Below are 21063 nucleotides of genomic sequence, written 5' to 3' on the forward strand. Positions count from 1 at the left end.
CCCACGAGTTCACCAAGGGGAACCGACAGGACTAGGAGCGGACAAATGAACCTAGACGGCCTGCTATACCATTATTTCGGTACTGCCGACCTGGCGGAAGTATCACCGGCCGTCCAAGTTGACGGCACCGACCGGCTTCGGGTCGATTTTGGCCTGGAAACCGATCGATCCCGGCGGTTCGCGCTTTGGTCCTTGCTGTTCATGCTCGGAGAGGCGCCCGATCTCGACGTAGCCTTTAAAGAGGAAAGCGATCGGGAGGCTGCGCGAAATCTCATGGATATGCTCTCGGCTTCCGACAATTCGTAAGGCGCTCAATCCTTCGGCCGTGGAATACGCTTGCCCTTCGTCCGGCTCGTGAGGTGAATGAGCCGGCAGCGGTCACAACGGTACACGCGCAAATCCCAGCCAGAGCGCTGTATTGCGAAGAGCGCTTCCTCGATCGAGCGATAACTGGCCTTCTTGAGGCAGACGCTTTGTCGCGTGCGCATATCACGCACCTACCATGCTCCCTCCATTGCGCGAAAGCGCGAGAGCCCGACCGCTTCGCACCTAAGGGCCGCCAATGTGTGTAGCCGCCATAAACGATCTACGCGGTAGGATGGCTGAGTATCCACCAACTGCCAATAATTCCGATGGGAATGGGGACCAGGGACATCGGAGGGGCGAGAAACAGGGTCCCGACGACAGCGCTGAATGCGAAGGCGAGCAGTGCAGCTGATTTCCCACGCTTGCTGATCGCTCGATTCTCTCGCCAGGCAACTATGTGCCGTTTCAAAGCAGGGTGCTCGACGATGCGCTGCTCGAGTGCCGGGCTACTACGGGCAAAACAAAAAGCGGCAAGGATCATAAATGGGACGGTGGGAAGCAATGGTAGCACCACACCCACCGCGCCCAATGCGAGTGAGCAAAGCCCGAGTAGGAAGTAAATCGCACGCATGGTTTGTTTGTGTGATGAGATATTTTTGGGATCAGGCCATCACGGCTTAGTAGGCTTCTATAGGCTGACATTTGCTGGGGCGAAAACCTGCAACGGCTTTTCGTGCCGGACGTGAAACTTCCAACAGCTTTTCACCGTTCAGAGCATGCAGTTGTGATGCGTCGGGCTCGCGCAGTCCGCAATTCCGCGGATTTGTCCATGTGGAGGCCTTCCTGCTGCGCCATTTTCCACGGTTAAGAGGATTGATGACACTCGCACCCCCACCAACAAGCATACTTAAAGAAGGAAGCCTGTTCCTCGATTTTGACGGCACGTTGGTAACCTTCGCTGACCGGCCCGAAGCGGTGCGGATGGAGCCATCACTGATCGAGGTGTTGGCGCATTTGCACACCCTGCTCGATGGCCGGCTTGCCATCCTAACAGGCCGGTCCATTGCCGACGTTCGCGAGTTCCTCGCACCCTTGAACTTGGCTGTTGCCGGAAGCCATGGATTGGAAAGGGCCGGTGCTAAAACAGCTATCGAGGACAGTCCGCCGAGCAAACAGTTGAATCAAGCCATAGAACTCCTTCGCGATTTCGCAGCCGATCGCCCCGGCATTCTCGTCGAAGAAAAGCCAATGAGTGTTGCGCTTCATTATCGGGCTGCACCCGACGCGGAAGACGAGTGCTTCGAGGCGGCACAACGAACAGCGATATCGACGGGCTTTACGATCCAGCCCGGAAGCATGGTTCTCGAACTAAAACCCGCATGTAGCGATAAGGGTACGGCGCTGGAACAATTCATGGATGAAGCTCCCTTTCGCGGATCACGGCCCGTTTTCCTGGGTGACGACCTGACCGACGAACACGGATTTCTCGCTGCGCAGCGGTTGGGAGGCGTAGGCGTGCTGGTCGGCGAATATCGCGAAACTGCGGCTGGCTTCCTGCTTGAGAACGTAGAAGCGGTTCATGACTGGCTGCGAGCTGCTAGCGAGGATTTTAAATGACGTCGCTCGACCTTTGGCCCATCGGGAATTGCCAGGTCAGCGCGTTGATCAACCGCGCCGGTGAACTGGTCTGGGGCTGCGTGCCTCGGGTGGATGGCGACCCGCTGTTTTCGAGCCTTCTCGGAGGTGAGCATCCTGATCGGGGGCTTTGGGCGATTGACCTGGAAGGCTGTCAGTCGGTCGATCAGTACTATCTCAGAAACACGCCCATTTTGGTTACCCGCAAGACTGACGGGACCGGTAACGCGATTGAGATCGTCGATTTTTGCCCGCGCTACCGGAGGCAGGGGCGAACGTACCGGCCAGTTGCGTTCGCGCGGATCGTAAGGCCCGTAAATGGCAGTCCGAGAATTGCAGTACGCCTGAGGCCGACTGGGGACTGGGGCAAATCGATTAGCCCGGTCCCCGGCGGGTCAAACCACTTGCGCTATCCAGTGCCTGCCATCCCGATGCGCCTAACGACCGACGCGGCTGTGGGGATCGTCAACTCGGAGCAAGTTTTTCGGCTTGAGAGGCCCCTGACTTTTTTCCTGGGTCCGGACGAAAGTTTTGATGGCAATCTCGCCCGTACGGTCGAGCAGATGCTGGCGGACACGGCTTCAGAATGGCGTGAATGGGTCCGCGGTCTCGCGACGCCATTCGAGTGGCAGGATGCCGTCATTCGGTCAGCCATCACACTCAAGCTCTGCCAGCATGAAGAGACGGGCGCGATTGTGGCGGCGCTCACTACGTCTATCCCCGAGCATGCGGGCTCGCAACGGAACTGGGATTATCGCTACTGCTGGATCCGCGACGCCTATTACACCGTTCAAGCACTCAATCGCCTAGGCGCCTTGGACGTCCTTGAAGGCTATCTTTCCTATCTCCGAAACATCGTCGACGCTTCCAAGGGCGGCCACATTCAGCCACTGTACGGCGTCGCCGGCGAGATAGGCATTGAAGAACGGATCGAAGAGGGGCTTCCGGGTTACCGGGGCATGCCTCCCGTCCGCGTAGGCAACCAAGCATACGAACAAGTGCAGCACGACGCGTACGGCCAAATCGTTCTTTCCAATGTCCAGGCTTTCTTCGATCAACGTCTTTTCCGCGTCGCGACGATTGAAGACTTTCACTCGCTTGAAAGGATCGGCGAACGTGCTTGGCAGCTTCATGATAAGCCCGACGCCGGACTGTGGGAGCTCCGCACGCGCACGCACGTGCATACCTACTCAGCAGCGATGTCATGGGCAGCTTGCGACCGACTGGCGCACGCTGCCGTTGCCATGAACCTCGTCGAGAGGGCAGATTTCTGGGCAGGCAGAGCAAGCAAGATACGTAATCGCATCGAAAACGCTGCTTGGCGTGATGACACCAGCCGCATCTCGTCGACTTTCGAGGGCGACAATCTCGACGCCAGCCTGATTCAATTGCTCGACCTGCGCTTTTTCAAACCGGACGATCCGAGATTTCAGGGGACCCTAAAGGCGGTCGAAAGGGGTTTGAGACGCGGTTCCTATATGTTGCGATACGATACCGAAGACGATTTTGGCCTGCCAGAAACAGCCTTCAACGTCTGCACCTTCTGGCTGATTGAGGCGTTACAAGCCACCGGGCGCGAAAGCGATGCGCGCAATCTGTTCGAGCAGATGCTGGCAAGGCGTACGGCTGCTGGCCTCTTGTCTGAAGATATCGACCCGGAAACGGGTGAATTGTGGGGAAACTACCCGCAAACATACTCGCTGGTCGGCATCATCAATTGTGCCGTGCTTTTAAGCAATCCATGGAGTTCAATACGATGAGTAGGCTGGTCGTGGTCTCCAATCGCGTTGCGGCGATTACCGGTGGCGCCGCCGGGTCACAGGGGGGCCTCGCCGTCGCATTAACAGCGGCTTTGCGAGAATATCGCGGCCTGTGGTTCGGTTGGTCCGGCGAGATCACCGATGAATTCACCGGGCAAATTAATTTTCAGCGCCAGAATGGCGTTACGACGGCGACCGTCGATCTCGAAGAGCAGGACGTCGAGGAATATTATGACGGCTATGCCAACCGGACGCTCTGGCCGTTATTTCATTACCGCGTCGACCTGGCGGAGTATGAGCGGGAGTTCGCAGAAGGATATCAGCGCGCGAACGAGCGGTTCGCGGACACGGTGCTTCCCCTAATCGAGCCGGACGACGCCATTTGGGTGCAGGATTATCACATGATCCCGCTCGGCGCCGAGCTGCGGAAACGCGGCTGCAAGAATCGCATCGGTTTCTTCCTTCACACCCCTTGGCCACCGCGCCGCCTGTTGCTGACCCTGCCGGAAGCCAACGAGCTTGTCGCAACGATGTTTGCTTACGACGTAATTGGCTTCCACACCGACGAGTGGCTGCAGTCGTTCGCGGAGTTCGTCATTTTTGAGAATGGGGGCACGTTCGAAGACGGTATTCTCCGCTTGGGTGACAAGGAAATTCGTCTGCTTGTTTGTCCTATTGGGATCGACTGCGGCGAATTCGCTTCTCTCGCCCGTGGCGAGCAGGCGCAGAAAACATTGGAGCAGATGCGAGTCAGTGCGAATAACCGCGCGATGATCGTCGGTGTGGACCGATTGGATTATTCAAAAGGGCTCGAGGCTCGATTTCTGGGATACGAACGCTTCCTTCGAGAAAATCCTGATGAACGAAAAGAAGTGTTTCTGCTGCAGATTGCGCCACCCTCTCGAGGGACCGTGGAAGCGTACCAGGACATTCGCGGCTCGCTCGAAGGGATCGCGGGCCGTGTGAACGGTGCTTATGCAGATCTTGACTGGGTGCCGATCCGCTACGTTAATCACGGCTATCCGCGCGACGTTCTCGCCGGCGTTTACCGGGCGGCGCGTATCGGACTCGTTACTCCGTTGAGGGACGGAATGAACCTCGTGGCGAAGGAGTTCGTCGCTGCTCAGGATCCCGACGATCCCGGCGTATTGATCTTGTCGCGCTTCGCAGGCGCGGCCGTCCAGCTCAAAGATGCCCTGCTTGTAAATCCCTATAGCGCTGAGGAGGTAGCCGACGCCATCCGCACGGCACTCGCCATGCCGCGTGAGGAACGGATACGGCGCTGGAAGGCGATGTTCGAAAATATCCAGAATGAAGATGTAGTTTGGTGGCGGCAACGGTTCACTCAGGCGCTGCTCGGCGAACCAGTGCCCGAGCCGGAGGTGCTAGAAATCAGCAATGTCGCCCAGAGATAGCGATGAGTTGACGCGGGACGAGTTAGCGGAAGACCGTACGCTGCTGTCCAATGAACGCACTTTCGGCAGTTGGATGCGGACGAGCCTTGGCTGCATCGGGATTGGTGTCGGTTTTCAAGGGCTGTTCTCAGCGATCGAGCCGTTCTGGCTCCCGCGGTTGGTTGCCACGGCATTTCTGCTTCTAGGACTTCTCGTCATCGTGCTCGCGGAAAGGCGGGCATGCCAAGTGCTCGGTCGACTGAACGCACATGCAGTGGTTAAGGCGAAAGCTACCTATTTTCGTTTATTTGCTGCCATCATCTCGCTGGGCTCACTCGGCCTGATCGCGGCGATATGGACAGTGACGTCTTGAAGCTGTTGCCGTTCACCAAGGACCGTCGCAGCTTCCTATGAAGTCGCGGCCGTGACAACCTCGCGCAGGCGCTTACTCAGCGGGTTGTCGTGGTTCGAAATTACGCCGACTTCGGGATGTCCGGGTATCCATCCGACCTCTTCGGCCTCCGCGGAAAGGGCTCGCCGTGCGGCCGCGACGGCTGCCCTCGTTTGTCCGCGGGCCGCGAATATCAGCGCACGTGCCGCTTCAGCCTGAAACACCATCGAGGCAAAAGGTGCGTCGTTGGCGCCCTCCAATATACTCAAGGCCCTGTCGTAGCGCTCCGCCCGCTCATGTAATGCTACAAGCATCCCGTAGTCATACAGTGCACTTGTTCGAAATAGCGGCTGCCGACGCTGCTGATCCATGGCATCTTCGAGGGACCGAAGTGCAGCTTCGATGTCGCCTGAGACATAATGGGCGTGAGCCATATCGAGATAGGCGTGAGCGATGTGGAAGTCGTCGCCTTCCTCAACGCATCGGCGAAGCAACTGTATGGCTGCCGCCGGAAAGGCGTCTTTCAGGATCGACCCCTGGATCCGAAGGTATTGAGCTTTCTGGCTCCTGCTGCGCGCAAGTTTTGCATTGAACGCAGCCTCGATGTCATCGCTCCAGGTGTGGTTTCGGTACCAGTCATCGCTTTTCATGGAGCGGCCGTACCGCGAAAAGTTTAAATGCTACTTTCTAGCCTCTGGACTGCAGTTGTGATCAAACTGGGCGACAATTCCAGAGACGCTTAATTCATTGCTTCTGAATCTTTAGGACGATCATGGCTGCGAGACCGCCAATCGCGAGACCCGCCGGTATGCCGATCGCCACGTTCCCAAATGCCGCGCCGAGGCCGGCTCCGAGCATAATGCCCAACATCATCAGGAACATGGGCAGGTAAGACTGATTCTGTTGGGACAACTTTGCCTCCGGAAAAACACTGCGGAGAGTGCCCGCGTTACTGGATCAGCCCTACCAGCAAGCGCAGGTTTGCGCCGACACGCTTCTACAAACGGATGTTATTTGCCTGCCAACATGGGAATCCGCACCTGAGCCCGGGCGTTTAATGTGCCGTGGGCTGATGGATGGCCTGCGCAATTAGGGGGTGAAAGGGAAGAGCAGTCTCGACCGTTGCAGCTACGGCTCTCAGTCGACAGGACGCTCGTAATTCGGGTCCTGGAGCGTGAGCATATAGGCGACCAGCGCATCAACTTTCTGCGCGTCGAGATAGAAATCCATTTCGCTCGGGTAGTTGTGGGCGCCGCGCAGCCAGTACGAAAGCGTCTCTGAGCTCACGCCTTCTTGGTTGACGATAACTGGAAATAGAGGTGCGTTGGAATTCGGAGATGCGATTGCAGTATCGATCGCATGGCAGGCAGAACAGGACTCCTCGGCCAGTGCCCGGCCTTGAGCTGCCAAGGGCGATAGCATCTTGGCACGCTTTTCGACCGCATCGGAGCGGCTCGTGCGGGGAGACGATTGAGCCGGGGGGACATCCTGACAAGCAACTAGGGCGAATGCGAAGCAGGCAGCATACACAAATTTCACGTTCGATCCCTCTCGCGTCGCCCTCTCCAGGGGACTGATCGTGTCACGTTGCCCGGTCCAAAGGCAAGAGTTGAAGACCTCGCTGTGCCAGCAATTCAAATCATGACGGTGGTATTAAGGAACGCGACGCCTGATTGGAGACCATGACCGCCCGCGCTTGCGGTTGGCGAGAGCGGACATATGTTGGGGAGGTGGTAGAGTTCGGCGCGCTAGCCTGTCCGCCGGGATCTGCAGAGGAGGCTTTCGATGCTGCAACCGGCAATTGAAATTCTGAACGCCCACAGGACAATGGCAGTTTCCACTTTGCGGCCAGATGGATGGCCGCAAACGACTATCGTTGGATATGCAAATGATGGTTGGAACGTCTATTTCCTGATCCTGCGAAACAGCCAGAAATTCGCGAACATTCGTCACGATGACCGCATTTCATTTGCTGTCGCCAGCGAAGCGGTCGAACTCAACACGCATAAGGCCGTGTATGTGGGCGCCCACGCGGTCGAAATGACGGGGGAGGAGGAGCGGGAGCGCGGTTGGCGTCTTCTCGTCGATAGGCATCCCAACCTCGTGGGCTTTGAGCGCCCTGACCCGAACGTAACAGCGCTCATGCGGGCCCGATGCGAGCATGTGTCGGTGCTCGATTACAGCATTGCCCTTGGTCATACGGAAGCCCTCACTGTCCAGGCCGACGGAACCGTAACGGCGATCAAACCATCAGAGGGCGAGAAATGGCGCCCAACACCGGCCTAAGCCTCTCGAGGGTCGATTGCAGGTCGGGCTTAGCCAACCCATTTTTGCTCGAGGGATTCTACGCTCCAATATGCTGCCCGAGCAGCAGGAGTCTCGCTTTGCGCGTTTCGACTGTTTTTGCCGCGGCGCTCTATCATCGGCCTGATTTGTGCGCGTGATCCACAAGGGCCTCGATTACCCAGTGCCTGACTTCAGTCGCCTCCTTGTCGGAGAGCTGCAGCACGTCCTTGAAAACGATCGTGGCTTCGGCACCGACGATTAAGCTCAGGCCCGCCTTCAGGCGTTCAAGAGACTTCCGATCGATGCTGCCGGCAGCTGGTTCGAGAGCGGCTTCGACCAAGGGCATGCGCCGGTTTTGTCGAGCAGGAAGCCCATCCGCGTTTGCAGCTTTTTGGATCGAGTTTGCCATCATCAGTCTAAGCGATGGCTCGTTGGCCTCGATCATGGCTTGGACGGCGTGATCAACTCTCTTCAGCCGGCTGACCGGATCGACGTCCTCCGGATCGAGTATCTCACTCGCATCGGGAAACGCCATGTGCAGTGCAGCTTCCAGAAGCAGCTCATCGACATTCTTGAAATAGCGATAGGCGGTAGCGCGCGAAACAGACGCATCTTCTGCCACTTGCTCGAGTGACGGCTTGTCGCCGTTGGCCGAAAGGCGAAGGGCCGCCTCAAGCAGGTCCTTGCGCGTTCGATTTCGTTGATTGTCCCGAGGCATTACGACAACTGTTTCTGGATTGATGCCATATCGAGCCACACATTCTCGCGCCTGATGTGCCCATCGGACGTAAATTCGAGAATGTGCAGAAGCCGGAATTCGAGCGGGCGACCCTTGCCTTCCAAACCAAACGGGCGACCTGGAGCAGTGCCCCGCCAGATGGACTCGTCGACCATGAAGTCGTCGCCATAGAGCCGGCGCACGGACTGCACCTTGCCATCGGCCAAGTCAGGAAACGTCGCCTCATAAAAGGCCCGGGCCTGATCTCGACCGTGACTGGGGCCGGTCGGCCATCCGACAACATCATGCTCGACGTCATCGGTGAGGGTCGAAAGAACTCCCTCGACGTCGTCACGAGCTTCAAAGCCAAAATGTTCGTCGAGTTTATGATCCATCAGTTCGCGGGTCAGGGTCATGGTGCACCTCCTCGAGCGACACGTCTAAATAAGACGACTGTCTCATGTCAAGACTAATATATCGTTTTGTTCGCGCGTGCGGACGCACCCGTTGCCGCCGCCTATAGTTTCGAACGGTCGGAAGGCGTCCAGTCAGCGGGTTCAACATCCCGTCTCAAGATGCGTAGAGCCAAGCCAACGCCGGTGCCGACCGCTATCGCCACGGTTAAATCGCTGGCGACCGTTAGGAACATGGTCAGGAATAGTAGGGCCCGGTCGGACTTGCGCAGACTAAGGCGCTCCCGCCAACGTGTCGGCTCACTCATCGTCCACGCCGTCACAATCAGCAGACCAGCAAGCGCAGGCATCGCGAGGTAGGCAGTCAGGCTGGAAGCGGTGATCGTGAACAACAAGATGGCGAGTGCATGGACGATACCCGCAATCGGTGTTTTCCCGCCTGCGCGCACATTCGTTGCAGTCCGGGCGATTGCGCCGGTCGCTGGCAGGCCTCCGAATAGTGGAGACGCAATGTTAGCGGCTCCCTGGGCGAGCAGTTCCGCGTTGGAGCGATGACTTCCGCCGATCATCCGGTCGGCGACGATGGCCGATAGAAGGGACTCTACTCCGGCCAGAAACGCGATCACGAATGCCGAGGGAAGGAGATTGCTGATCAGTTCGATACTGACCGGCGGAAACGAGGGTATCGAAAGACCGGCGGGCAGCGCTCCGAAGCGGGAATGAATCGTCTCGACGGGGGCAGCGAAAATGGCAACGGCCGCTGAAGCGATGGCAATGACCAAGAGAGAGCCGGGAAACCACGGCGCAAGACGCCGCAAAACGGCAATCCCCAGGATACTAAATATGCCGACAGTGAATGCTGATAGGCTGAAGGATCCGCGGGCGTTCCACATTGCCGGCACGGTCTCGATCAGATCGGCAGAGGTTGGACCGAACGAAAGGCCAAGGAGGTCTTTAAGCTGACCAATGGCGATGATGACCGCGATGCCTATGGTAAAGCCTTCGATCACCGGCTCCGGAACAAGAGCGATAAATCGTCCCGCCCTGACCAAGCCGCCAATGACTAGGATAATCCCCGCCATGAGGGTCCCGAGCAACAGACCATCGAAGCCAAACCGCGCAATTACGTCGTAAACGACAACGATAAACGCGCCCGTCGGGCCGCCGATCTGAACCCGGCTGCCTCCCAGCATTGAAATCAAAAATCCGCCGACGATGGCGGTAACAAGGCCCGCCTTAGGATCCGCGCCGGACGCAATGGCGATGGCAATGCTGAGCGGCAGGGCCACCAGCGCTACAGTGACGCCCGCGAGCGTGTCCTGTGCCAAAAGCCGCGGCGAATAGCTCGACATCGTTGTGAAGAGCTTGGGTTTCACCTTGATTGGGTAGGCGGCAGAGTTTGGCCATTCAATAGGGGGACCAACTTAGGTTGAGAAGCAGCCGATAAGAGACCTTGGGGCCTAACCTTTCGGCTGCAACTGACCGGTTAGGATCGCCATTGGCTGCGAAAGCGTTTCGTCAACGGCCTGGTACACGAAGGTGGAGAGAATAACGCCAAATCCTAGGAACCAGACGAACTGGATGGATCTCGATCGGTCTCGGCACTGCGTGTGCCGCCATTCAAGCGCCTCTGAACGGGGGGTGGCACGGCGTTCAACCATCGCACCGGTGTCGTTGGTAGGTCTTTTCGCCTGCGGTTTGTCCGCGACAAGGCAATCGAACGACAATTTGTCCTGGGCCCGAACGCCAAATCGATTGGCTTCCGTCCAGACCACCCGAGCGACGATAACGTAATTACCCCGACGAACCTCAATATAGGCTCCCCTCGATGGGGGTTTGCTCGAGTGGAGCAGAAGGCCTCGGGAAGAGACGTTCAGAATGTTGGCATCGCTCCAACAGTCGCCTTCCCTCATTCGCGCGGAGATCATGACGCTACGGCGGGGTTCACGCTGCTTCACTAGGCACTCCGTCGCGACGGCGATGTCGCGACAGAGGGATTGGCCTAGGTTAGGTCACGAGACCGTTATTATTCAGTCCGATCCGGAATAGATGACCGGCGTTGAGGTGCGCTATTCCGACTGCGTCGGAAGAACAAACTAATCACTTTTTGCCGATCCAGAAGCCGACAATATGGCCGGCGCTCTCTGTCCACGGGTTGATATACGGCGCACGCCATTGCGCCATCAGCTCGGATGCTTGAGGCCCATTAAAGCGACCGTCGAACTGGCCCAACTCAAGTAACGACGCATGCTTCAGCTCGCCCGAAAACGTCGTGCTTCCGACGCCATAGACGGTATTCACAAAATCGTACCGGCCGAGCGCCCGCGTGTCCTCGGTCCAATTGTTGATTGTTGGCTCAAAGTGACCGCTGAGCGTGCCAGCGGAAAAATCGAATGACATCTGGCCATTCCCGCCGACGATATAGGACCAATCGTTGCCCTCGTTACGGCCGCTGATCGAGAAATCGTAATTCGCCGCACCAGTTATAGGCACGTCTCCTGCAGCCGTTGGCACCCCGAAGGCGATGGCTTGTAGCGGATATCCCCAGCTATTCTCGAACTGGGTAGCTACGGCGGTGTACTGGTAGGCGGAGGGCTTGGCGACTGTCAGTCCGTAAATGTTGGACGCGGGGAAATGCTGCTCGCCCTGTGACGAGGAACCCCCGTAGTTGAGGCGCGTCCAATCACTGTCCGACAACCTGATCTCATAGGACTTGGAAACCTCGTCCCAACGGATGTCAATGTCGTCGCCAACGGTGGCGAAGGTCGTGTCTGCCGTCACACCAAACGGCGCTATGGCGCCGGGAGGCGGTGGCGGAGGCGGAGGCGGCGGTGGTGGCGGCGGCGGCGTTGAGGAAAAGCCGGCTGATCCATTCGACCCACCACCGCACGCTGGCAGCAACGTCACCGATGCCAACAGCAAAATCGTCAGAGCCTGGCCGCGCATATCTTCCTCCACTGCGAAGTGGGGAGAAGCGTGCTGCAGATACGCCAGGCGAAGCCATGACGAAGTGCCGATGATTTACTGATGATCGCATGATCGCATAGCCCGCTTGTTGCGAGGCGTTTAGCTAGCGATGCTGGAAAATGGCTCCCCGAGTTGGATTCGAACCAACGACCAAGTGATTAACAGTCACCTACTCTACCGCTGAGCTATCGGGGAGCGGTCCTCATCGGACGAACGGGCCTATGACGCAGCGAATTGAGATTCGCAAGCCTCAACTCGCAAATTGCTCCATCGCGATGCGCTCATCGAGTGCATGCTCCGGATCGAAGAGCAGCGTCAAAGACTGGGAACGGTCCAGCGTGACGTCAACGCTGACCACATCTCGCACCTCGAACTGGTCGGCGACGGCCGAGACGGGGCGCTTGTCCGCCTCAAGAATGCGGAACCGAATAGCGACATCATCGGGGAGAATGGCACCGGACCAGCGCCGGGGACGGAAGGGGCTGATCGACGTCAAGGCCAGCAACCGTGCCTGCAATGGAAGGATGGGGCCGTGCGCCGATAGGTTATAGGCTGTTGAGCCTGCCGGGGTCGCAACCAGCACGCCGTCTGCAACCAGTTCCGGCATAACTACGCGGCCGTTGACGCAGATTTCGATTTTCGCGGTCTGGCGAGTTTCTCTTAAAAGAGAGACTTCGTTGATCGCGGGATGAGTCCAGGTCTCACCCCGAATCGTCGTCGCTTCCATGCTGAGCGGCATCACCGTAATGTGTTTGGCAGCCTCGATACGCTCTGGAAGGCGGTCCAGGCGCCACTCGTTCATCAAGAAGCCAAACGTGCCGCGGTTCATACCGAACACTGGGCGCGGCTGCCCATCTTCCAGCATCGCATGGAGAGTCTGGAGCATGAAACCGTCGCCGCCCAGCGCAACAAGCGTGTCGGCGTCGTCTTCATTGGCCCAGCTGTAGCGCTTTCGAAGCAGTCGCTCGGCAGCCTTGGCTGCCTCGGTCGTTGACGCCACGAGTCCGATGCCGCGCGCCGCGAGGTCGCGTTTGGAGGGCAGGGGAGTTGAGCCGGCCACGTTCACAAGTCCAAGCATAAGGATTTGCCAGAGAAGCGCCACTGTCCCGAAACGGAGCGCTGCAAAAGCCGCGCTTGGGTGAGCCGATCACATGGGCATAGTCTCCGTCATGACAGCGTGGCGTTCGAAATGGTTTCGGGGGGCGCGGGCGTCGGATCGAAAAGGTCTGGCGCCCGCCGTGTATCGGCGTGACACCGAACTTGAAAAAGTCATTCGGTCGGGCGGAATTGGCTTGCGCTTCCAGCCTCAAATTGAGCCCGCCTCTGGACGCATCGACGGAGTAGAGGCGCTAGCGCGCTGGGAGGGAGTTGACGGTCCCGAGCAATTGTTCGCCAGGGCCTCCGCTGCCCGTCTTTCTGAGCGTCTTTCACGCGCTATCCAGAGCAAGGCTTTGCGTGCTGCGGCTGCTTGGGTAGCGCCATTGTCCTCTCTACGCCTCTCAATAAACCTGCTGCCGTCCGATCTCGACCGTCCGGGCTATGAGCAATGGCTGCTCGCCGAGATTGAGTCTGCGGGAATCGATCCAGGCCGGATCACCGTTGAAATCGTTGAGAGCAGCCTTGTCGCCAATCCCCCTGCGGTCGCCGCGCGCCTGAATGTCCTGCGCGCAGCCGGCGTGCGTATTGCCATCGACGACTTTGGAACCGGCTATTCGAGCCTGGCCTATCTAACGACCTTGCCGATTGACGCGATCAAGATCGACCGGGCGATGATCGCCGATATCGTCGGCGGCAGCCGGGACCGGATCGTCGTAAAAGCGATGATCAGCATGGCGCGTGATCTTGGCCTCAAGGTCATCGTCGAAGGCGTTGAAAGCCCAGCGCAACTCCAGATTCTAGCCGATTGGGGCTGTGACCTGTATCAAGGCTTCCTCGGTGCAGGGGCGCTCGACGAGCTCGAACTGGCGCGTTTCGTTGGAGCGAATGAACTGACCCCCGCTTAGGCGGGTTCGAGAGCCTGTTTCTGCTCACTCGCAGCAAGTACCCGCATCAGCCCGCGCGAAATCTGCAGCGCGCCGTTCAGCCGTGCTTCGCCCGTTGGCCATTCGCGGCTGACGACGAGCTTGCTGTCGGGACGGAGTTTCGCTGCGCCCTTCAAACGGTCCACGTAGGCGAAAAGACCTGCCAGATCCGGAAAACCGCTTTCTACAAAAGTCACGACTGCGCCCTTGGCGCCAACATCGAGCTTGGAAACACAGGCTTTGCGGCAATTAATCTTTGTTTCAATGATTTGCAGAAGGTTCTGAGTTTCCTGTGGAAGCTTGCCGAACCGATCGATCAGTTCGGCTGCAAAGGCTTCAACGCCTTGCCGGTCGTCGAGCTCGCCTAGACGTCGGTAGAGGCCCATCCGCAGGTCAAGGTCGGGCACATAGGTTTCCGGGATGAGGATCGGCGCTTCGACGCTGATTTGCGGCGTGAACTCCTCGCGCCGTTCACTGACGCCCGACTTCTGTTCGAGGATCGCATCCTCGAGCATCGACTGGTAGAGCTCGAAACCGACTTCCTTGATGTGTCCGGACTGCTCGTCGCCAAGCAAATTGCCGGCGCCGCGGATATCGAGATCATGACTGGCCAGTTGGAAACCGGCGCCCAAGCTGTCGAGATTGACCAGGACTTGCAGACGTTTATCGGCGGTTTCGGTCAGCGCGCGATCAGGTTCGGTCGTCAGGTAAGCGTAGGCCCTGGTCTTCGATCGTCCGACCCGGCCACGCAGCTGATAGAGCTGGGCAAGCCCGAAGCGGTCGGCGCGATGGACGATAAGCGTGTTGGCCGACGGAATGTCGAGCCCGCTTTCGACGATGGTCGTCGACAGCAGCACGTCATATTTCTTGTCGTAGAAAGCGCTCATTCGCTCTTCGACTTCGGACGGGCTCATCTGGCCGTGGGCCGTAACGGCCTTCACCTCCGGTACTTCCTCACGCAGCCATTCCTCGAGGTCAGGCAGGTCGGCAATTCTAGGCGCAACGAGGAAGCTTTGACCGCCACGGTAATGTTCGCGAAGCAGCGCTTCGCGGATTACAACCGGGTCCCAGGGTGCGACGTAGGTGCGAACGGCAAGGCGATCGATCGGCGGGGTCTGGATCACGCTGAGTTCACGCAGGCCCGACATGGCCATCTGCAGCGTCCGCGGGATCGGTGTCGCGGTCAGTGTCAGCACATGGACATCTTCGCGGAGGGCCTTCAGCCGCTCTTTGTGCGTCACGCCGAAATGCTGTTCCTCGTCGACAATGACGAGGCCGAGCTTCTTGAATTTGACCGTTTTTCCAAGGAGCGCATGGGTGCCGATGACAATGTCGACGGTACCTTTTTCAAGACCCTCCTTGGTCTCCTTCGCCTCACCGGCCGAAACCAGCCTAGACAACCGCCGGACCTCGATTGGAAAGCCTTTGAAGCGATCTGTGAAATTGGAGAAATGCTGGCGGGCGAGGAGGGTCGTCGGAGCGATGACCGCCACCTGGAATCCGGCCATGGCGGCCACGAACGCCGCGCGAAGCGCGACCTCGGTCTTTCCAAAGCCCACATCGCCGCAAACTAGCCGGTCCATCGGCTTGCCGCTTTCGAGATCCTCCAAGACATCGCCGATCGCGCGATCCTGGTCGTCTGTCTCCTCGTAAGGGAAGCGGTCGACGAACTGCGCATAGGTCGTCGCATCGGTCGCCGCGACCTGACCTGGGCGTGTAGCGCGGATTGCGGCAATCTTGATGAGCTCGCCCGCAATTTCGCGGATCCGCTCCTTCATTCGCGCTTTGCGGCGCTGCCAGGCTTCTCCGCCAAGCTTGTCGAGAGAGGCCTTGTCGCTGTCGCTCCCGTAGCGCGAGAGCACATCGATATTCTCGACGGGGACGTAGAGCTTATCCCCGCCCGAATAGGACAGCGCGACGCAGTCGTGAGGCGCTTTGCCGACCATCACGGACGAAAGACCCTCGTAGCGCCCGATCCCATGCTCGGCATGGACGACGAGATCTCCGGGCGTCAGCGCGGCTAGCTCGGCAAGGAACGCGTCCGCGCTCTTGCGGCGCTTCTTGCGGCGGACGAGCCGATCGCCAAGCATGTCCTGCTCTGTCAGGACAGCGACGTCCGGTGCGCTGAAACCATGGTCGAGCGGCAGAACGATCAGTGACGCTTCCGACCGGCTTCCCAAGGCTTCCTGCCAACTCGACGCGAGCTTAAGGCCTTTCAGCCCATGATCTTCGAGCAGTCCCGAAAGGCGCTCGCGGGCTCCCGTAGAGTAGCTGGCAAGAACGATCTTTTTCTTGTCTTTGCGTAGCTTGCCGATGTGCTTGACGACGGCCTCGTAAACATTGGCGTTCTGGGCACGCTCCGGCGCGAAATCGCGCGGTCCCTCCACATCGAAGGGAACGACGGTCGCGCTTTCGGGCTGCGAAAAGGGCGTGGCGAGGTGAATGGGGCGGTCCTCAACCGCGTCGCGCCATTCCTTTTGGGACAGGTATAGCGCTGTCGGGGCAAGCGGACGGTAGCTGCCAGGTTCGGCCACCATCGCCCGTTCCCGGTTGCTGAAATAGTCCTGGATGGCCTCGGTTCGGGACTCAAGAGCGCTGTCACTGTTGGCGTCGCGAACAATGACGTCGTCGTCGCCGAGGTGATCGAACAGGCTCGACAGCTTGTCTTCGAAGAGCGGCAGCCAATGCTCCATCCCTGCAAGCCGGCGCCCTTCGCTGACTGCCTGGTAAAGCGGATCGCCCGTAGCGTTGGCGCCAAACTGCTCGCGATAGCGTGCTCGGAACCGCTTGATGCTTTCCTCGTCCAGAAGCGCTTCGCTTGCGGGCATGAGGGTAAAGGCTTCGGCCTGCCCGATCGTGCGCTGGTCGGCCGGATCGAAGCGGCGCATAGTCTCGATCTCGTCGCCGAAGAAATCGAGCCGGATCGCGCTTGGCTGTCCAGCAGGGAAAAGGTCGACAATCGATCCCCTGACGGCGAATTCGCCGGCGTCATGAACTGCGTCAGTGCGCTGGTATCCGTTCGCCACAAGCAGCTGGACCAGGCGGTCCCGTTCGATCCGCTCCCCTTCGGCGAGGCGGCGGGTCAACTGGCGAATACGAAACGGAGTGAGCAAGCGCTGCGTCACGGCATTCTCGGTTGCGATCAGCAGTTGCGGACCGTTCCGGGTGGCCTGCAGCGACTGGAGCGTGGCGAGGCGCTCCGCCATCACCCGAAGCGCGGGGCTGGCTCGGTCATAGGGCAGGCAGTCCCACGCCGGCAGCGTGAGAACTTCGACTTCAGGCGCAAAAACCGGGACGGTATCGGCCAGCGCACGCATGGCGGCCTCGTCTGCAGCGATGATGACCGCGCGGCCGCCCTTGCCAGTACCGTGGGCCGCGCGAGCGAGGTCGGCCGAGAGCCACGGCAGGAACCCCGTTGGAACGCCGGCCAGGGTTTGCGGCTTGTCGGCCTTCAGGATCCGGGAAAGAGGGTCGCTCACTTGGCGACCTTGATAAAGTCGAGCTTCTGAAAGGCGTCCATCATTGGACCCTGATAGCGCTCGGGAACGTCCTGCGTTCCGATCGCCCATGCCATTATGTCGACGTCGGTCTCAGTCAAAAGCGCAGCAAACAGGGCGCGCTCGTGCTGTCCCCAGCTTGCATGGTGAGCATCGAAAAAGCCGCCGATCATCATGTCGGCCTCGCGCGTGCCGCGGTGCCAGGCGCGATACTTGAGCGCCCGCAAAACATCTTCCATCGTCTCGTCACTCCACGCGCGAAAAGCCCGCCGGCGAATTTCGCCGCGGGTCCATTCGGGCCATGTAGGCAGTTGCGCAACGCCGCGCTAGGGTCGCTTCCGATGCGGCCCGAATTGCTCAACCCATTGTTCGCGGAAGTTGAGACGCTGAAGGGCGTCGGACCGGGAATTGCGAAGGCTCTCGCACGACTCGACCTCACCCGGGCCGTCGACCTGATCTATCACTTGCCCACGGGTACGATCGAACGCGTGCGGGCCCCCGCCGTAAACCAGGCAATGCTTGGCCGGATCGTGGTGCTCGATGTCGTCCCGTTCGAGGTGAGGGCAGGTGCTGGGCGGGCGCCGCTTCGGATCTTCGCGTCCGACAGCGATGGCAACGCAATCACGCTCACGTTCTTCAACAATCCTGCATGGGCGAAGAAGCAGCTTCCGCTGGGAGAAAAGAAGACCATCGTCGGCAAGCTGGATGCCTGGGGGCAGGAATGGCAGATCGTCCATCCTGAGGTCCTGGAACCTTCAAAGGCTGGCGAAGTCGCTCTGCGCGAACCGGTATACGGACTGACTGAGGGCATTTCCAACAAGCGAATGCGCGAGTTGGTGCTGGCAGCGCTCGAGCGGACGCCCGACCTGCCTGAATGGGTCGAGTCATCACTTCTGGCGCAAAACCATTGGCGGGATTGGCGGGCAGCGCTTGCCGAAGCGCATTCAGACCCGGACGCCATGTCGGCGCGCAAGCGGCTGGCATATGATGAAATTTTTGCGAACCAGCTCGCCCTGATGCTGCTCCGCCAAGTTGCCAGGCGAAAAAAGGGCGTGCCCTTGCAAGGCGATGGTCGGCTGAGCGGACAGCTCCAGTTGCCGTACCGGCTCACGAATGCGCAGCAGCGTGTAATTGGCGAAATTCGCGGGGACATGGCCCAGGACCGCCCGATGCTTAGGCTGCTCCAGGGCGACGTCGGTTCCGGCAAGACTCTCGTTGCTCTCTTGGCAATGCTGGAAGCGGTGGAGGCAGGCGCGCAGGCAGCCATGCTCGCTCCGACGGAAATTCTCGCCCGCCAGCATTTCAGCACTCTGCAGCGCCAGTGCCAGGCGCTTGGGGTGACGGTCGCAATCCTTACCGGTCGCGAGAAGGGCCGAGCGCGGGAGTCCGTTTTGATGGGCCTCGCTGACGGAAGCATCAATATCCTCGTCGGCACGCACGCAATCTTCCAGCAGCATGTGGGCTACAAGCGGCTTGGCCTGATCATCATCGATGAACAGCATCGCTTTGGCGTCTCGCAGCGTCTGCTCCTCGCCGAAAAAGCAGTGCATCCTCCGCACCTGCTGGCGATGACCGCGACGCCCATCCCGCGAACGCTGACACTCACCCACTACGGTGAAATGGATGTTAGCCGCATCGATGAGATGCCGCCCGGCCGCACACCGATCGAGACACTAGTGATTAGCGACAGCAAGCTTGCTGACGTGATCGAGGGGCTAGGTCGTCACCTCGCGGCGGGTGGCCAAGCTTACTGGGTTTGCCCGTTGGTCGAGGAAAGCGAGACCGTTGATGCCGCCGCTGCTGAGGACCGAGCGGCGTTGCTGCGTGAGCGCTTCGGTTTAGGGCGAGTTGGCTTGGTCCACGGACGGATGAAGGGCCCTGAGAAAGATGCCGTCATGACGTCATTCTCCTCAGGCGAACTCGGCGTCCTGGTCGCAACGACCGTCATCGAAGTCGGTGTCGACGTACCCAATGCCACGCTGATCATCGTTGAAGGCGCAGAGCGGTTCGGTCTTGCGCAGCTACATCAGCTACGCGGCCGCGTCGGACGAGGTAGCGGGGCGAGCCGCTGTATCCTGCTCCGTGGTCAGAACCTGAGCGAGACGGGTAGGGCGCGCCTCGCCCTGATGCGCGAAACGAACGATGGGTTTCGCATCGCGGAGGAGGATTTGAAGCTCCGCGGCCCAGGGGAAATCCTTGGCACCCGCCAGTCCGGCGAGCAGGCGTTCAGGGTCGCATCGCCAGAGGATGTCGCGGAGCTTGCACCAATTGCCCAAGGGGACGCGCGGCTACTTCTCGATCGCGACGGGGGATTGGCCAGCGAAAGAGGACAGGCGGCCCGCCTGTGCCTTTATCTGTTTGAACGGGATTCGGCGGTGGGCTTGCTGCGGTCCGGCTAGGCGACGAGCAACCCGTGCTTCTTCTTGCCGAGGCTGAGCTTGATCGCGTCGGTGCCGACAGCGGCCTCCATCTGCGGATCGATCACGGTTTCTCCGTTCAGCTTGACGGCTCCTTCGGCAATCTTGCGGCGGGCTTCACCATTGGACGCCGCAAAGCCTAAGCCCGTGAGTGCCTGGACAATGCCGATCTTACCGCCTTCGACCTTCAAAGTTGGCAAGTCACCGCCAACGGCGCCTTCTTCGAACGTCCGGCGCGCAGTTTCGGCGGCCGCTTCCGCCGCGGCCGGGCCGTGCAGCATCGCGGTTGCCTCGTTCGCCAGGACGATTTTCGCCTCGTTGACCGCCTGGCCTTCCAGTTTGGCGAGCTCATTGATGCGGTCCAGCGGCAAGTCAGTGAAGAGCTTTAGAAACTTCACCACGTCGGCGTCGGCGCAGTTCCGCCAGAACTGCCAATAGTCATAAGCGGGAAGCTGGTCGGCATTGAGCCAGACCGCGCCATTAGCGGTCTTGCCCATCTTTGCACCGTCGGCCGTCGTGATCAGCGGGGTCGTCACGCCGAAGACCTCGGTGCCATCCATCCGGCGCGTAAGCTCGATGCCGTTGACGATATTGCCCCATTGGTCTGATCCACCAAGTTGCAAGCGACATCCGAGACGCCGCGACAACTCGCGGAAGTCATAGGCCTGAAGGATCATGTAGTTGAACTCGAGGAAGGTCAGCGGCTGTTCGCGCTCGAGGCGAAGTTTAACCGAATCGAACGTCATCATTCGGTTGATGGTGAAGTGAGGACCCACGGTGCGAAGCAGTTCAAGATAGCCAAGCTCACTCAGCCACTCGTCATTATCGACCATGATCGCATCGGTCGGTCCGTCGCCAAAGGTCAGATAATGTTCGAACACACGCCGGATCGAAGCGATGTTTGCCTTGATATCCTCTTCCGTCAGCAGCTTGCGGCTTTCATCCTTACCGCTTGGATCGCCAACCTTGGTCGTTCCACCGCCCATAAGGACGATGGGACGGTGTCCGGCCTGCTGCATGCGGCGAAGCATCATGATCTGCACGAGGCTCCCAACATGCAGGGAAGGAGCGGTCGCATCAAAACCGATGTAGCCGGTAACGGGCCCCTTCACGGCGAGGGCATCGAGTGCCGCTGCATCGGTCGCCTGGTGGATGTAACCGCGCTCGTCGAGCAGCTTGAGAAGGGAAGAATGGAACGTCATGGCGCGCGGCATTAGCAGGGCGTCGCAGCTTCCCCAATACCATGCTTGCGCGAGCC

The 21063-nt window shown here is 59.4% G+C and carries 21 protein-coding genes and 1 tRNA gene; 8 read left to right on the plus strand and 14 right to left on the minus strand.

Annotated features, from left to right (window positions below):
* Nucleotides 1-45: 45 nt before the first annotated feature.
* A complete protein-coding gene (locus D3M59_RS00080) occupies nucleotides 46-306 on the plus strand; it encodes a hypothetical protein (RefSeq protein WP_119530335.1) in 261 nt (86 codons plus the stop codon).
* Nucleotides 307-586: 280 nt separating this feature from the next.
* On the opposite strand, the gene D3M59_RS00085 is transcribed toward D3M59_RS00080, so the two are convergent.
* A complete protein-coding gene (locus D3M59_RS00085) occupies nucleotides 587-937 on the minus strand; it encodes a YbaN family protein (protein ID WP_119530337.1) in 351 nt (116 codons plus the stop codon).
* Nucleotides 938-1182: 245 nt separating this feature from the next.
* On the opposite strand from D3M59_RS00085, the gene otsB reads away from it, so the two are divergent.
* From otsB to D3M59_RS00105, 4 genes are read left to right on the plus strand one after another with little or no spacing between them, the layout of a single operon-like run.
* Nucleotides 1183-1923, plus strand: a complete 741-nt coding sequence (gene otsB, locus D3M59_RS00090; protein ID WP_119530339.1) for a trehalose-phosphatase — start codon at nucleotides 1183-1185, stop codon at nucleotides 1921-1923.
* Nucleotides 1920-3701, plus strand: a complete 1782-nt coding sequence (locus D3M59_RS00095; protein WP_119530341.1) for a glycoside hydrolase family 15 protein — start codon at nucleotides 1920-1922, stop codon at nucleotides 3699-3701. Before otsB ends, D3M59_RS00095 begins: the two co-directional genes overlap by 4 nt.
* A complete protein-coding gene (locus tag D3M59_RS00100) occupies nucleotides 3698-5116 on the plus strand; it encodes an alpha,alpha-trehalose-phosphate synthase (UDP-forming) (RefSeq protein WP_119530343.1) in 1419 nt (472 codons plus the stop codon). Before D3M59_RS00095 ends, D3M59_RS00100 begins: the two co-directional genes overlap by 4 nt.
* Nucleotides 5100-5468, plus strand: a complete 369-nt coding sequence (locus D3M59_RS00105; RefSeq protein ID WP_119530345.1) for a YidH family protein — start codon at nucleotides 5100-5102, stop codon at nucleotides 5466-5468. The genes D3M59_RS00100 and D3M59_RS00105 overlap by 17 nt, the downstream gene beginning before the upstream one ends.
* 35 nt (nucleotides 5469-5503) lie before the next feature.
* On the opposite strand, the gene D3M59_RS00110 is transcribed toward D3M59_RS00105, so the two are convergent.
* From D3M59_RS00110 to D3M59_RS00115, 3 genes are all read right to left on the minus strand, one after another.
* A complete protein-coding gene (locus D3M59_RS00110; RefSeq protein ID WP_119530347.1) occupies nucleotides 5504-6136 on the minus strand; it encodes a YfgM family protein in 633 nt (210 codons plus the stop codon).
* A gap of 94 nt (nucleotides 6137-6230) precedes the next feature.
* Nucleotides 6231-6398: a hypothetical protein gene (locus D3M59_RS11985; RefSeq protein ID WP_158581903.1), complete on the minus strand. Its 168-nt coding sequence runs from the start codon at nucleotides 6396-6398 to the stop codon at nucleotides 6231-6233.
* A 225-nt stretch (nucleotides 6399-6623) separates the two neighbouring features.
* Entirely contained in the window at nucleotides 6624-7025 is a 402-nt protein-coding gene (locus tag D3M59_RS00115; RefSeq protein WP_147416664.1) for a c-type cytochrome, read from the minus strand.
* Between the two features lie 246 nt (nucleotides 7026-7271).
* On the opposite strand from D3M59_RS00115, the gene D3M59_RS00120 reads away from it, so the two are divergent.
* Nucleotides 7272-7772, plus strand: a complete 501-nt coding sequence (locus tag D3M59_RS00120; RefSeq protein ID WP_119530351.1) for a pyridoxamine 5'-phosphate oxidase family protein — start codon at nucleotides 7272-7274, stop codon at nucleotides 7770-7772.
* Nucleotides 7773-7905: 133 nt separating this feature from the next.
* Here D3M59_RS00120 and D3M59_RS00125 read toward each other — a convergent pair whose 3' ends face one another.
* The 7 genes from D3M59_RS00125 to D3M59_RS00155 all read right to left on the minus strand — a co-directional run bounded on the left by D3M59_RS00125 (nucleotide 7906) and on the right by D3M59_RS00155 (nucleotide 12948).
* On the minus strand, nucleotides 7906-8490 hold the full coding sequence (locus D3M59_RS00125; protein WP_119530353.1) for a TetR/AcrR family transcriptional regulator: 585 nt from the start codon (nucleotides 8488-8490) through the stop codon (nucleotides 7906-7908).
* The gene (locus tag D3M59_RS00130) at nucleotides 8490-8906 is read right to left on the minus strand and encodes an ester cyclase (RefSeq protein ID WP_119530355.1); all 417 of its coding nucleotides are present in this window, start codon (nucleotides 8904-8906) and stop codon (nucleotides 8490-8492) included. Before D3M59_RS00130 ends, D3M59_RS00125 begins: the two co-directional genes overlap by 1 nt.
* Before the next feature lie 101 nt (nucleotides 8907-9007).
* The gene (locus D3M59_RS00135; protein WP_119530357.1) at nucleotides 9008-10279 is read right to left on the minus strand and encodes a SulP family inorganic anion transporter; all 1272 of its coding nucleotides are present in this window, start codon (nucleotides 10277-10279) and stop codon (nucleotides 9008-9010) included.
* 84 nt (nucleotides 10280-10363) lie between these two features.
* Entirely contained in the window at nucleotides 10364-10861 is a 498-nt protein-coding gene (locus D3M59_RS12400; protein ID WP_147416665.1) for a PilZ domain-containing protein, read from the minus strand.
* A gap of 142 nt (nucleotides 10862-11003) precedes the next feature.
* Complete coding sequence (locus tag D3M59_RS00145; protein WP_147416666.1) at nucleotides 11004-11849, minus strand: HupA family protein; 846 nt, start codon at nucleotides 11847-11849, stop codon at nucleotides 11004-11006.
* A gap of 141 nt (nucleotides 11850-11990) precedes the next feature.
* Nucleotides 11991-12065, minus strand: a tRNA-Asn gene (locus D3M59_RS00150).
* 55 nt (nucleotides 12066-12120) lie between these two features.
* A complete protein-coding gene (locus D3M59_RS00155; RefSeq protein ID WP_119532763.1) occupies nucleotides 12121-12948 on the minus strand; it encodes an NAD kinase in 828 nt (275 codons plus the stop codon).
* Nucleotides 12949-13108: 160 nt separating this feature from the next.
* On the opposite strand from D3M59_RS00155, the gene D3M59_RS00160 reads away from it, so the two are divergent.
* Nucleotides 13109-13873, plus strand: coding sequence for an EAL domain-containing protein (locus tag D3M59_RS00160; RefSeq protein WP_158581905.1), 765 nt, complete (start codon nucleotides 13109-13111; stop codon nucleotides 13871-13873).
* Here the strand turns inward: D3M59_RS00160 and mfd are convergent.
* Nucleotides 13870-17370 carry a transcription-repair coupling factor gene (mfd, locus tag D3M59_RS00165; protein WP_233543084.1) on the minus strand — a complete coding sequence of 1167 codons (3501 nt, stop codon included), beginning with the start codon at nucleotides 17368-17370 and terminating at the stop codon, nucleotides 13870-13872. The two genes, D3M59_RS00160 and mfd, sit on opposite strands and share 4 nt — an antisense overlap.
* Entirely contained in the window at nucleotides 17367-17627 is a 261-nt protein-coding gene (locus tag D3M59_RS00170; protein ID WP_119530367.1) for a succinate dehydrogenase assembly factor 2, read from the minus strand. Before D3M59_RS00170 ends, mfd begins: the two co-directional genes overlap by 4 nt.
* A gap of 102 nt (nucleotides 17628-17729) precedes the next feature.
* Between D3M59_RS00170 and recG the strand changes: the two genes are divergently transcribed.
* The gene (recG, locus tag D3M59_RS00175) at nucleotides 17730-19787 is read left to right on the plus strand and encodes an ATP-dependent DNA helicase RecG (protein ID WP_119532765.1); all 2058 of its coding nucleotides are present in this window, start codon (nucleotides 17730-17732) and stop codon (nucleotides 19785-19787) included.
* On the opposite strand, the gene tyrS is transcribed toward recG, so the two are convergent.
* Entirely contained in the window at nucleotides 19784-21007 is a 1224-nt protein-coding gene (tyrS, locus tag D3M59_RS00180) for a tyrosine--tRNA ligase (protein ID WP_119532767.1), read from the minus strand. The two genes, recG and tyrS, sit on opposite strands and share 4 nt — an antisense overlap.
* Between the last annotated feature and the right edge of the window lie 56 nt (nucleotides 21008-21063).

The sequence above is a fragment of the Sphingomonas edaphi genome, from assembly GCF_003583725.1.
Taxonomy (GTDB): domain Bacteria; phylum Pseudomonadota; class Alphaproteobacteria; order Sphingomonadales; family Sphingomonadaceae; genus Sphingomicrobium; species Sphingomicrobium edaphi.

What these genes read in the sequence shown, in the direction of transcription:
- D3M59_RS00080 (WP_119530335.1), top strand. Translation starts at nt 46, where the DNA reads ATGAACCTAGACGGCCTGCTATACCATTATTTCGGTACTGCCGACCTG.
- D3M59_RS00085 (WP_119530337.1), bottom strand. Translation starts at nt 937, where the DNA reads ATGCGTGCGATTTACTTCCTACTCGGGCTTTGCTCACTCGCATTGGGC.
- otsB (WP_119530339.1), top strand. Translation starts at nt 1,183, where the DNA reads ATGACACTCGCACCCCCACCAACAAGCATACTTAAAGAAGGAAGCCTG.
- D3M59_RS00095 (WP_119530341.1), top strand. Translation starts at nt 1,920, where the DNA reads ATGACGTCGCTCGACCTTTGGCCCATCGGGAATTGCCAGGTCAGCGCG.
- D3M59_RS00100 (WP_119530343.1), top strand. Translation starts at nt 3,698, where the DNA reads ATGAGTAGGCTGGTCGTGGTCTCCAATCGCGTTGCGGCGATTACCGGT.
- D3M59_RS00105 (WP_119530345.1), top strand. Translation starts at nt 5,100, where the DNA reads ATGTCGCCCAGAGATAGCGATGAGTTGACGCGGGACGAGTTAGCGGAA.
- D3M59_RS00110 (WP_119530347.1), bottom strand. Translation starts at nt 6,136, where the DNA reads ATGAAAAGCGATGACTGGTACCGAAACCACACCTGGAGCGATGACATC.
- D3M59_RS00120 (WP_119530351.1), top strand. Translation starts at nt 7,272, where the DNA reads ATGCTGCAACCGGCAATTGAAATTCTGAACGCCCACAGGACAATGGCA.
- D3M59_RS00125 (WP_119530353.1), bottom strand. Translation starts at nt 8,490, where the DNA reads ATGCCTCGGGACAATCAACGAAATCGAACGCGCAAGGACCTGCTTGAG.
- D3M59_RS00130 (WP_119530355.1), bottom strand. Translation starts at nt 8,906, where the DNA reads ATGACCCTGACCCGCGAACTGATGGATCATAAACTCGACGAACATTTT.
- D3M59_RS00145 (WP_147416666.1), bottom strand. Translation starts at nt 11,849, where the DNA reads ATGCGCGGCCAGGCTCTGACGATTTTGCTGTTGGCATCGGTGACGTTG.
- D3M59_RS00155 (WP_119532763.1), bottom strand. Translation starts at nt 12,948, where the DNA reads ATGCTTGGACTTGTGAACGTGGCCGGCTCAACTCCCCTGCCCTCCAAA.
- D3M59_RS00170 (WP_119530367.1), bottom strand. Translation starts at nt 17,627, where the DNA reads ATGGAAGATGTTTTGCGGGCGCTCAAGTATCGCGCCTGGCACCGCGGC.
- recG (WP_119532765.1), top strand. Translation starts at nt 17,730, where the DNA reads ATGCGGCCCGAATTGCTCAACCCATTGTTCGCGGAAGTTGAGACGCTG.
- tyrS (WP_119532767.1), bottom strand. Translation starts at nt 21,007, where the DNA reads ATGACGTTCCATTCTTCCCTTCTCAAGCTGCTCGACGAGCGCGGTTAC.